An 11218-nucleotide genomic window follows, 5' to 3' on the forward strand; every position below is an offset into this window, starting at 1 on the left:
CCTCCTGGGCATACGAAGTGATGCAGACGACGACCCCACGGGCCAGCGGTGGGAGAGGCGGCTCCAGGACATTTCCGGGGCTGCTGCCGGGCGGGGACCTGGCCTCGGCAAGGGCCAACGTCTCTCCAATTGAGGCGAGTTGGCCCGCATCAGTCGTGGACGTCAGCTGGACACCGGAAGGTAACAAAGATTTGCAGCAGTCGGACAACTGGAGCACCCCGCCCCGGTGCACCAGCCGCTCCGCCCTCAGCTGTCCCGGCACACGTCGAGCACCACCAGCCGCCTACCGAACATCACCCACACCCGACCGCCGCACTCCCCGACCGGGCCGGATGCAGGTCAGCGGAGACTGGACTGGAGATCAGGCACCGCAACGGGACGGAGCACGGTCAGAGACTCTTCCTGGCGAGCCATCATCACAAAGGGGAACCTGTCGACTTCCAAGCAGAGGTCGACATCGTCCGGGTGGAATCCGAGCCGCAGTCCCGCAGCAAGATCGTCCGCGGCACGAGAAGCCCTCGCGCGGTGGAGATACGGGGCCACTTCGACATCGCCTCCGGCCATGCATTGAGCAATGTATTCAGCGCAGGCCAGGTCCTCGTCGGCCTGGCCTCCCTCTCCGGTGACAACGAACGTCACCGGACCGGAATCCTTGGCCTGCAGGAACCGCGCGGTCGGGCCGGCCACCACGAAGCCGGCACACAAGACCAGCGGTGCGTCCGCGACAGCCAGCGCGCCCACAGTTCCTGCCGTCGTCTTCTGCACCAGCGTGCGGCCGGCGAAATCGCATGACCTGAGCAAGCCAGGCGAGTTCACCGCGTCGAAGCCCGCTGCTGGAGCTCCGTCTTTCAACGCCAGCCAACCGGGGCGACTCTCCTTCAAGGCGAGTGCGTCGCTCTCCGTTGAGGCCAGAACGATCTTCTCGACGCCACGGGAGAAGGCCCAGGCAGCCACGGTGAAGGCGCGCATGACGTCGATGACGACTGCGACACGGGGTACGCCGGTCAACTCTGGGATGCCAACGAAGTGATGATCCATCGCACCATTCTGACGCCCTTGGATCATCCGAAGGGCACGATTAATCCGGCGACCGTCGGGGTGACGGTCCAGTGACGCGGGCCGACTTTATTCGGTTGCAGCTCCCCGTGTCCGCCCCTCACCATGGGCGGGACACCGGGAGCTGCCCGGTGCTCCACGAGAGGAGGCACGACCGTGACTACGACTGTCCTCGGCCTGCCCGCAGACCGCCTCACTCTCACTTCATGGAGCACCTCCAGCGATGTCCCACGACGATCTTTCGCAGCACCCTCAGCACCCGGCACTATCTGACGACTTCATCACCGACCCCTACCGCTTCGTCCCGCCGCGGGAAGACCTGGGCGATGTCGACGACCGGTTCGTCTTCGACTTCCGTTCCTACGGCGACCTCGAGGACGGTCAGCGCTGGTCGACCTGGCTCAGCGTCGAACCCCTCTGCCGAGGCCCCGAGCCCCTCCCGGACTGGGTGGTGACCTCGCAGGGCGCGATCGACACCGAGCTCGGCGTCCTCAAGACCGGCAAGGAGGCCGACGTCCACCTTGTTGAGCGCGCCGACCCGCTCGACCCCGCAGCCGGCGTGGTCATGGCGGCCAAGCGGTACCGCTCTTCCGAGCACCGGACCTTCCACCGTGCCGCGTCCTACACCGAGGGCCGTTCGATGAAGCGCTCACGTGACGAGCGGGCCATCAAGCGAAAGAGCACCTTCGGCCGGCAGGTCGCAGCCGGCGAGTGGGCGGTGTCCGAGTGGGGTGCGCTGGTGCGGCTCTGGGGCCTCGGGCTGCCGGTTCCCTACCCGGTCCAGATCGACGGCACCGAGATCCTGATGGAGTGGATCACCGTCGTCGACGAGGACGGCTCCGTCGGGACCGCGCCCCGGCTCGCCCAGGTTCGCCCCTCCCCCGAGCTGCTGGCGGCGTACTTCGAGCAGCTCACCGATGCGCTCGCGACGATGGTGCAGAACGGCGTCGTGCACGGCGACCTCTCGGCGTACAACATCCTGGCGGCGGGCGAGCGGCTGGTCATCATCGACCTGCCACAGATCGTCGACCTGGTCGGCAATCTCAACGGGATGACCTTCCTCCAGCGCGACTGCGCCAACATCTGTGGCTGGTTCCGCTCGCGGGGCCTCGAGGTCGACGAGCACGCGCTGTTCGCGGAGCTGATGGCGCACGCCTTCTGAACCGGGCGGCTGGTAGGGCTCGAGAGCACAGACCCGAAGACCTGACGGGGTCCCACGAAGAGTTGATCTGCGGATCGAGTGTGGCTCCGGACGGGCGGCCAGGACGTCGCCGTCCGGGCCGCCCGTGTTGCCGGCGATTCGGTGACCGGCCCCAGGAAGACATGGCTCAGGAGCAGGCGACGAGATCGCAGTCGAACTTCACTGCCAGCGCGGAAGGGGATCCGTCCGGTTTACCCCACGCCGTGCCTCTTCCGGTTCCAGGATCGGCCGCCACGACGGCGATTTCCGTCGTGTTGCACTGGGCGTCCGGGAACAAGTGAGCTTTCTGGTTGGTCGCGTTGGTGACCCTGATGACCGGATAGGGGAGCTTGATGCACCTGCCCGAGGGCGGGTTGGTCATCTCTCCCGTTCGGCTGACCGCGTTCTCGAAAACGAAGCGGCCGTTCGCTGCGTATGCCGGGGCTACGCCCGCCGTGGTGGTGAGCAACGCTGCTACGGGCAGCGCGAGCAGGATATCATGCGGTGCTGCATGCGTCCCCCCTCCCCGCCGTGCTCATGTGTGTGTGATCTCGACCTGGGTGTGGCAGTTCGGGCTGGGGTTGATGTCTCCGGTGTGGAGGACCTCGCGATTCCCGACGAAGGCGCTGGCTGCGAACTGCCGGACGTCGGAGCAGGGGCCGAGGTCGAAAGTGACTGTGGCTCCTGACACCACATGCCGCTGGGTTTGCAGCCGGATGACCGGGTCGCTGAAGCGTCCGACGGCAAGGTCGACCTCGTCCAGACCGAGGCCGGCGTGGTTGACGACATCAACCTGGTAGTTCGGTGCGTCTGCCTGGCGTACGGCCGAAGCCGGCGAGGCGGTTGCGACCGCCGCGGCGAGTGCCAGCGAGGCGGCGCAGAGCGCCTTGACCGCGCGCCTCATCGGGCTTTCCTCTGCATTTCGGGCGCTGCCGTGTTCCGGATGGTGATGATGTCGTCGCAGCCGACGGGATCGGCGTCGACGTCGCCGGTGGTGAACTGGCGCTCGCCGCTCACGAGGCCGCTGACCGCGTACTGCTTGATGTCGGAGCACGGTCCGAGGTCGAAGATGATCACGCTGGAGGCCGGCACGTTGAACTGGTGGAGGATCTGGGTGACGGGTATGCTGTTGCGGGTGAAAGCCAGGGCAACCTCGTCGAAAGCCTGGTTCGAGAAGTTGTCGACCTCGACTTGGTAGTTCTTCTCCTGGCGCATCGTCACGCGCGGAGCCGATGTCGTTTTCGACTCGGTCGCGTGCCCGGAGGCCGGAGTCGCGGCCAAGACCGCGAGGCAGGCCGCTGTCACGGCCAAGGCTCGGTTCAAGCAGAGAAATCGCAAGTCTTCCCCCTGGAAGAGCGAGCGGAGGCCAGCTCAACCGACCCCCTACGGTGAGTAATGAAGCTATCGCTCGCTGTAGTGGGTAGACCAGACCTCGATCGGGTGAATAGTCCAACGGCTCATGCCCGACCACATCCGTAGGCTGCGCTGGTCCCCTGATGGGCAGCGGAAGATGGCCGCGCCGCCGGTATCACCGCTCCGGTTTTGTGGGCAGCCAGTCGTCAGGACGGCAGAGGAGAGTGAACTCGGCCACGGCTCACTGCCGCAGGAACGCCAGGACGCCTTGTGCGGTCGACGGGTCGGTGAGGAGGTCGTTGTGAGCCAGGCAGCCTGCGTCGGAATTGGCGGCCCCGGGCAGGGGGACGCTGCTGTTGGGGAGGATGAACTCGTCGCAGTGGGAGGCGAATGTTGCGTAGCGTGTCGGCCCGGGTGTCTGGTTGCCCGCGGCCAGGTGGCTCTCGACATACGAACCCGGCGTCATATCGCGGCAGCCTTGATCCCACAGGGCGCAGGCCCACGCCAGATTGGTCCCGTGGTTGGGCCCGCCCAGGGACACCCAGTCGCGTACCACCGACGTACCGCCGCCGAATCGGAGGAACCAGCGGGTGGGCAGACCGCCCTGTGAGTGGGCGACGATGTCCACCTGCGCCGCACCGGTCTGGTGCAGCACGTCGGCGACGTACGCGGAGAACTGCCTGGCAAGCACCTCATTGGTGGACCGGCTGCTGTCGTAGCCCCAGCCGAACAGCTCGCTGTCGGAGTAACCGGACTGCTTGAACGTGCTCTTCATGGTGCCCCAGACGCCGGGGTCGGCATTGCGGCCATGCACGAAAATCACGGGAATCCGGTCCGCCTGCGGAGCGGGTGCGGCCTGAGCCGGCGGCCCTGTCAGCAGAGCGGAGCACAGGAACGCGACGCCCGAGGCGAACGCGGTGAGCCCGGCAGCGGTGGAACGGCGCATGGCAACTCCAGTCGTTCGGCTGAGTGGTGCGCACCCAGGGGCAGTTGAAGCTACCGGATGGTAACGAGCGGGATGCGGTAACGGAAGCCATAGAACGGCCCCACTGAGCTTTGCGCCGTGACCGGTCCATCACGCGTGCCGGTCAGAAATCGCATGACTCAGTCCACGCAAGGCAGCCGGAATTTCCACCTGCTGGACCAGGGCGACGCGCTCAGCGAAGGCCCCCGGGGCGGGTCTACAGTGCGGCCATGACTTCTCTACTGGCCGGTAAGCAGTGTCACGGGGCACTCAATCCCCTCCACTCCCTGATCTACTTCGCGCCCGAGGCCGAGGAGGAGTTCAGTGCTGCCGGGCTGGAAAAGGGCCGCATGGGGTACTTCGCCGGGCGCGCCGCAGCAATGGGAGCGGTGGGTGCCGGTGTCGTGGCCGCCACGTTCTACAACTTCAGCCCGGCTCTCGTCGCCGCACACATCCCGCGGGCATGGGACCTGGCGGCCCCCGCCAGCGTCCTGACGGCCCGGCTCAAGGCTGTCGACCGGGTGCTGCGCCGCCTGCTGGGCGACTCCGTCGCTGACGACCCCGAGGTACGGGAGGCGGCCGAGCTGGCCACGACCGCCACTGAGGCGTGCGCCGCGGCGGGGCGGCCGCTCTACGCGGCCCATGCAGACCTGCCCGCTCCCGGCCCGGCGCACCTTGCGCTGTGGCACGCCGTCACCGTGCTGCGCGAGTACCGCGGTGACGGTCATCTGGCCGCGCTGTCCACCGCCGGTCTCGACGGTCTGGAGGCGCTGATCACCCACACCGCCACCGGTGAGGGCTTCGCCGAAGAGTTCGCCCGGCACAGTCGCGGCTGGAGTGCACCGGAGTGGGAAGCGGCGCAGGCCAGGCTGCGCGCACGCGGCGTGCTCGACTTCGAGGGCCGTCTCACCGCGCTCGGGCACGAGCTGAGGAGCGGGGTGGAGGAGGTTACGGACGGGCTTGCCCGGGCGCCGTACGAGCACCTCGGGCAGGCGGCGGTCGAACGGCTCACCGAGATCGGCGGCCGCCTCTCGCGTACCGCTCTGGCGAACGGGGCATTCCCGCCAGGGGTATTTGCCGGGAGGTGACCGGTCGGCCGCGGGTGCGGTCGCAGATTGCGTACGCCAACGAGGGAAGAACCAGCGGCTGCATACTGTTGGCAAATACACGTACCTGATTTGTCGCTCGCACGCCGTGGCAGTACTGGCGGCCACCAGTACTGGACGAGAGTGGCCCCACCCGCATAGAGGAGTCCCTGGTGAATTCCACCGCCGAACAGCCCGCAGAGGTCGTCGCCCGGCTGCGCACCACCTACCGGACCGGGCGCACAAAGCCCATGTCCTGGCGCACGGGGCAATTGCGGGCCCTGCGGTCACTGCTCACCGAGCACGGGCAGGACATCGCGGCTGCGCTCCATGCGGACCTGGGCAAGAGTGAGAGCGAGGCGTTCCGTACGGAGATCGACTTCACCGTGCGCGAGATCGACCACACCCTTGAGCGGCTCGAGGGCTGGCTGCGCCCGGAGCCCGCCGAGGTGCCGGAGCACCTCGGCGACGCGCGTGCCTGGACCGTGCTGGACCCGCTGGGCGTCGTCCTGGTGATCGCCCCGTGGAACTACCCGGCGCAACTGCTGCTCGCCCCGGTGGCCGGCGCGCTCGCCGCGGGCAACTGCGTTGTCGCCAAGCCGAGCGAGCTCGCGCCTGCCACCTCGCGCGTCATCGCGGAACTGCTGCCCAAGTTCCTCGACGCCGATGCGGTGGCCGTGGTGGAGGGCGCCGTGCCGGAGACCACCGCCCTGCTGGAGCAGCGTTTCGACCACATCTTCTACACCGGCAACGGCACCGTCGGCCGGATCGTGATGCGCGCGGCCGCCGAGCACCTCACTCCGGTGACCCTGGAACTTGGCGGGAAGTCACCGGCGTTCGTCGACCGGAACACGGACGTGCGGAAGGTCGCCGCCCGGCTTGTGTCCACGAAGTTTCTCAACGCGGGCCAGACCTGCGTCGCACCGGACTATGTACTCACCGACCGGGAGACCGCCGCGGAGCTGGAGGGCGCGCTGGCGGAGGCGGTACAGGAGACGTTCGGCGCGGATCCCGCCGAGTCGCCCCGCCTCGGCAGGATCGTCAACGATCGGCACTTCGACAGGCTCACGGGCCTGCTCGATTCCGGCCGGCTCGTCGTCGGGGGCGCGTACGACCGCGAGAACCGCTACATCGCACCGACGGTGCTGGCCGACGTGTCCCCGGATTCCGCCGTCATGGCCGAGGAGATCTTCGGGCCGATCCTGCCGGTCGTGGTGGTCGACGGACTCGACGAGGCGATCGCGTTCATCAACGACCGGGACAAGCCGCTGGCGCTGTATGCGTTCACCGAGTCGCAGGCGGTCCGCGACCGTCTGGTCGCCGAGACCTCGTCGGGCGGTGTCGGCTTCGGGCTCCCCGTGGCGCACCTCACGGTCTCGGATCTGCCGTTCGGCGGGGTCGGCGAGAGCGGCATGGGTCGCTACCACGGCCAGTACTCGCTCGAGACGTTCAGCCACCGCAAGGCCGTGCTGGACAAGCCGCTCGGCTGAGCGGATGGCCAACAAGGTCGCGCGCTCGATTGCGGCGAGTCGGATCTGGGCGGGAGCAGGGCTCTCCAGGCGATGCGCTCAGGCAAGAGGTGTGCGGTGTGGCGTCGTGCGTGGCCCTGCCTACTGCGCCTCGTCGGCTACCGTCGCCGAATCGTAAGGCCATCGACCCCGTCGACGAGCAGCCAGCCGCGGTGCGGTAGGTCCTGGTCGAGCGTGAGGAACCCGGTGGTTGCCGTCATCGTGGTCGATGTGGGTACGTGGAGCGGGGCGAGCAGGGTTGCCTCCGCGGCGTCCGGCGGGAAGGGCAGGGCGATGCGGGGGCGGGCCGGATCGGCACTGCCGTTGGTGATGGCGAGCTGCCAGCCACGGCCGGTGCGCGCCAGGCGGGGGACCAGATATGGTCCGCCACTGACCAGGGGGAGTACGGGCGCACCGGCCTCCAGGTAGCGCACCGTCGCGTGCAGCAGCCGCTGGCCGTCGTCGTCGTACGGCAGCAGCTCGGGGGCCGTGGCGGCGAGGACCGCGACGCGGCCGCCGAGCGGGTTGGTGAAGACGCAGCGGCCCGGCCCCCACGCCTGCAGGTCAGGGGTGAGGATATTCGTCCAGACCTCCGCCCCGTCGGCGGGGTGCAGCCGTGCGAGCGAGGGCTGCATGTTGACGCTCAGAAAGACGTCGGAGTCCTCGTCGGTCGGGAGGGTGTGGGCGTGCTCCAGTGAGTACGGGCCGGGTGCGGCCGGCTCCTGGCGGCCGACGATCTCCGACACGGTGACGCCGAGCAGCTCGCCGAAGCCGCGTTCGGTCAGCACCTGCGCGGCGATGCCGTCGAGGAGCAGACCGCCGGAGAGCATCCGGCGCAGCGCGTCGTCGTCGAAGGACCGGGCGACCTGGCCGAACAGCACACGTACAGGCGCGTCTTCGGCTGTGACCGGCACCCCGTAGCGCAGCAGGAAGTCCGCCGCGGCACCCGGGTCGACGGCCAGGTCCGCGAGCTTCCCCGTCCGTTGCGTTCGGACGTGGGCCGACGCCTCCGAGTTGAAAGCCAGCCCCACGCCGAGGGTGCCGAGCTCGTTGTCGCGGCGTTCCGCCACGAGGTCCAGTGCGGGGCGGGACCGCTGCAGGAGGCTCGTGACCTCCGGGAACCGCCGGGCGTGGCCGGACTGGACGGGCAGGACGTTGAGGAACAGCGCGTCCGCGCCGGAGAGCTGCGCGGTGACCATTTCGGACCAGGTCTGGGTGTCGGCCTTGGACCAGGCGGTGTGTGGCCAGTTCTCTATCTCGGGTTCACTGTGTACGGAGGAGGGGCGCAGTGATCGCTGCACGTCCAACATCCATATGGATCGGCTCAGTTCACGGCCCGGGACATCGCTGTACGGAGCGAAGTGGGGGCGGTGGACCACCTCGCCCTCGATGGTGAGCGCGTCGAACAGAGCCGTCCAGTCGCGGCCCTCGACCGCATGGGCGCCGGGGCCCGAGCTCATCAGGCCCAGCCGGGAGCGGCCCTCCGAGTGCTTTTCGACGGCCTCGGCGACGAGGGTGGCGACCTCGAGCTGCGAGGTACGCCAGGTCTGCTGCAGCAGCGCACGCCACGGGTGCGGGGCGCCCGGTGCGGTAACGGCGGCCACCACCTCCTCGCGCCTCACCGTCCTGCCGACCAGCTCCGCGAGGCGGTCGAGCATGAGCGGTTCGAATCCGCCGCCCCACTCCAGCGGCGCGTGATTGTGATAGCGGAAGTCATCCTCCAGCCACAGGACGCGGAAGCCCAGCTCGGCGAACCGGCCGTAATGCGCGGCGATCCAGGTACGCCAGCGTGGGCAGGCGAAGGACGCCTGGCCGACGGCGGGTTGTCCGTCGGGCCCGGCCATCGGCGCGAAACCGAGACGGTCGTAGCGCCCGCGGTCGGCGTGCCCTGCTGTCACCCAGGGGTTGAGGCTGACGTCGAGACCGGCGTCGCGCAGCACCGTGGCCGCGGTGGCTGCCGCGTCGTACAGGCGGTCCTCCTCGTCGCCCGAGGGGTGACCGTTGTACAACTCCTCGGCGCCGAGCAGCAGTACGACCTCGTCGATGCCCGACTGTCGGCAGAACTCGGCCAGTTCAACCGCCTGCCTCTCGGCGGCCGACGTGGGGTGGATCTGGAACCTCAGGTGGTACCGGGCGGGCACGCGGGGGCCTCCATGGTGCGGATGGGATGCGGGACTGCCCCCGCACCGGCAGCGGGTGCCGGTGCGGGGGCAGCCGTACGCCGGTGTCAGTGGTGCTGGTGCGCCGAACCTGCGGCAGTGAATGTGAGGGTCTGCTCCGCGCTGGTGCGCGCGCCGCCGACCTGGCCGCCGGTGGAGTCGGTCCACGCGCGGGTGGGAGTGGTCTCGGTGAGGCGGCCGTTGGTGGCCGACAGGCCGATGACGAGTCCGCTGTAGCGGTTCACCAGGCGGAAGGTGCCGGTGGACTTGCCGTCGACCGTGGTGTTGGCGATGACAAACCACTGCTGTCCGACCGTGGGGCCGCCCGCCGGTGCGTTGGTCGCGGTGGGCTTGGCGCCCCAGGCGCGCCCGGCGTCGGTCTTCGCGTCGACGCCCAGGAGCTGATGGCTGGAGGCGTTGGCGATGCGATAGGAGCCGTCACCGTTGGGGGTGAAGGTCCACCGGCTGAGGTCGGAACTGCCGTTCGGGGCACGGGAGGTGGTGGCAGTGCTGCCCCGGACCTGGGTGAGGACGCGGCCGGCACCGCTGGCGATCGTGTAGGCCTTGCCCGGGCCGACCGGAGCGGCAGGGGACTTGGTGTCGATGACGGTGTCGTAGTACTCGCCGTCGGCGCCCTCGGAGCAGAAGAACGAGCAGTACGAACGGAACTTCTTGCCGACGACGGTGGAACCGGTCTTGTTCACCGAGTCCAGCAGCCAGCGGTACCAGGAACCGGTCAGGTAGTCGCCGGAGTCGCCGATCAGCCGCCACTTCTGGGTGGCGAGGTTGTCGGTGACGTAGAAGCGCTGGGGTTCGGTGCCGTCCTGGTGCACGGCCTCGGGCTCGCCTATATACAGCCCCAGATAGGCGCTGTAGGCGATGTTCATGGTCAGCAGGTCGGACTTGGCGGGCAGTTTCCCGGCTGCCTGCTGCTGCTGGACGTTGCCGGGGTTCGCCGGGTTGTAGTCGTTCGCGACGGGGGTGTAGCCGGTGGTGTGGGTGGCGTCGACCGGCTCCATGTTGCTCTCCAGGCCGCCGGTGCCCGGCTGGGACCAGGAGCCGTCGTACCACTTCTTCCAGGAACCGGGCGTCATCTTCCCGGACATCGGGGCGCGGGCCACATGCCCGCGGCTCCCGTCGGTCCAGCCTCCGGAGACGCCGCCCTTCGGGATGATGCGCGAGTTGTAGTAGACGTAGAAGTAACCGGAGGCGGTGTCCACGAACAGGCGCGCGTCGCCGTTGCCGTAGTGGTACGTGTCGTTCGGGAACGCCTGGTTGTCGCCTCGCTCGGTGCTGTACGGCGAGGTGAGCACGTGGTCCTTGATGGTCCACGTCCTGCCCTGGTCCTTGGAGACCGCGCGGTCGATCGCGTCGTAGTGCAGGCCGTCGCCGTGGGGCGAGGGGGTGAACTCGTTGTGGACCAGGCCGTACCAGTCACCGGTGTCGGGATCCACCCACACCCCCATCAGGTCGCAGAAGTTCTTCTGCGAGTAGGACGAGGTGTCGGGCGCGTACGTGGCTTCACGGCCGGTGGGGCTGTTGTTGCAGCGCCACGTGGTGTCGTTGTTGCGGTCGCTGGCGTTGGCCGGGTTGACCGCGTCGCTGAGGGCGGTGGAACGGGTGGCGGAGTCGAAGTCCTTGCCGGTGTAGAACGTCCACTTGCGCGGGTCGTTCGCCCCGTACAGGGAGTGGGCCGACTGGTAGTAGAACGCGCCGTTCTTGTCGATGTACGTCGCGGACGGGGTGTCGTCGGGGTTGGTCCAGGGGCCCTTGGCGCCGATGGAGACGGTGAAGTCGCCGGGGGAGGGGGCCCGGGCGGAGTCCGAGGCGGAGGCCGGGGCGGTGGCCAGTGCGCCGAACAGGACGGCGGCAGTGGCGGCGAGCGCGCCGGCGGTCCTCGTTCTGGTACGGAA

The 11218-nt window shown here is 68.7% G+C and carries 10 protein-coding genes; 3 read left to right on the forward strand and 7 right to left on the reverse strand.

Annotation, left to right across the window (positions count from 1 at the left end):
• Positions 1 to 339 precede the first annotated feature (339 nt).
• Positions 340 to 1038 carry a 2-phosphosulfolactate phosphatase gene (locus J0695_RS27930; RefSeq protein ID WP_206966535.1) on the reverse strand — a complete coding sequence of 233 codons (699 nt, stop codon included), beginning with the start codon at positions 1036 to 1038 and terminating at the stop codon, positions 340 to 342.
• 241 nt (positions 1039 to 1279) lie between these two features.
• Here J0695_RS27930 and J0695_RS27935 point away from each other — a divergent pair, with 241 nt between their 5' ends.
• On the forward strand, positions 1280 to 2218 hold the full coding sequence (locus tag J0695_RS27935; protein WP_206966537.1) for a serine protein kinase RIO: 939 nt from the start codon (positions 1280 to 1282) through the stop codon (positions 2216 to 2218).
• 166 nt (positions 2219 to 2384) lie between these two features.
• On the opposite strand, the gene J0695_RS27940 is transcribed toward J0695_RS27935, so the two are convergent.
• The 4 genes from J0695_RS27940 to J0695_RS27955 form a co-directional block, all read right to left on the reverse strand.
• Entirely contained in the window at positions 2385 to 2705 is a 321-nt protein-coding gene (locus tag J0695_RS27940) for a hypothetical protein (protein WP_206966539.1), read from the reverse strand.
• 66 nt (positions 2706 to 2771) lie between these two features.
• Complete coding sequence (locus J0695_RS27945; protein ID WP_206966541.1) at positions 2772 to 3140, reverse strand: hypothetical protein; 369 nt, start codon at positions 3138 to 3140, stop codon at positions 2772 to 2774.
• Complete coding sequence (locus J0695_RS27950) at positions 3137 to 3517, reverse strand: hypothetical protein (protein WP_206966543.1); 381 nt, start codon at positions 3515 to 3517, stop codon at positions 3137 to 3139. Before J0695_RS27950 ends, J0695_RS27945 begins: the two co-directional genes overlap by 4 nt.
• Before the next feature lie 313 nt (positions 3518 to 3830).
• A complete protein-coding gene (locus J0695_RS27955; RefSeq protein WP_206966545.1) occupies positions 3831 to 4535 on the reverse strand; it encodes an esterase/lipase family protein in 705 nt (234 codons plus the stop codon).
• Between the two features lie 248 nt (positions 4536 to 4783).
• Here J0695_RS27955 and J0695_RS27960 point away from each other — a divergent pair, with 248 nt between their 5' ends.
• Both J0695_RS27960 and J0695_RS27965 read left to right on the forward strand, forming a co-directional pair.
• Positions 4784 to 5641 (forward strand): SCO6745 family protein, encoded by an 858-nt coding sequence (locus J0695_RS27960; protein ID WP_206966547.1) that lies wholly within the window; start codon positions 4784 to 4786, stop codon positions 5639 to 5641.
• A gap of 167 nt (positions 5642 to 5808) precedes the next feature.
• Entirely contained in the window at positions 5809 to 7128 is a 1320-nt protein-coding gene (locus tag J0695_RS27965; protein ID WP_206966550.1) for an aldehyde dehydrogenase family protein, read from the forward strand.
• Between the two features lie 137 nt (positions 7129 to 7265).
• On the opposite strand, the gene J0695_RS27970 is transcribed toward J0695_RS27965, so the two are convergent.
• Both J0695_RS27970 and J0695_RS27975 read right to left on the reverse strand, forming a co-directional pair.
• A complete protein-coding gene (locus tag J0695_RS27970; RefSeq protein ID WP_206966549.1) occupies positions 7266 to 9287 on the reverse strand; it encodes a hypothetical protein in 2022 nt (673 codons plus the stop codon).
• 86 nt (positions 9288 to 9373) lie between these two features.
• The coding region (locus tag J0695_RS27975; RefSeq protein ID WP_242553283.1) for an RICIN domain-containing protein at positions 9374 to 11218 on the reverse strand (1845 nt) is incomplete at its 5' end.

The organism is Streptomyces beijiangensis, assembly GCF_017315755.1.
Taxonomy (GTDB): Bacteria; Actinomycetota; Actinomycetes; order Streptomycetales; family Streptomycetaceae; genus Streptomyces; species Streptomyces beijiangensis.

What these genes read in the sequence shown, in the direction of transcription:
- J0695_RS27930 (WP_206966535.1), bottom strand. Translation starts at nt 1,038, where the DNA reads ATGGATCATCACTTCGTTGGCATCCCAGAGTTGACCGGCGTACCCCGT.
- J0695_RS27935 (WP_206966537.1), top strand. Translation starts at nt 1,280, where the DNA reads ATGTCCCACGACGATCTTTCGCAGCACCCTCAGCACCCGGCACTATCT.
- J0695_RS27945 (WP_206966541.1), bottom strand. Translation starts at nt 3,140, where the DNA reads ATGAGGCGCGCGGTCAAGGCGCTCTGCGCCGCCTCGCTGGCACTCGCC.
- J0695_RS27955 (WP_206966545.1), bottom strand. Translation starts at nt 4,535, where the DNA reads ATGCGCCGTTCCACCGCTGCCGGGCTCACCGCGTTCGCCTCGGGCGTC.
- J0695_RS27960 (WP_206966547.1), top strand. Translation starts at nt 4,784, where the DNA reads ATGACTTCTCTACTGGCCGGTAAGCAGTGTCACGGGGCACTCAATCCC.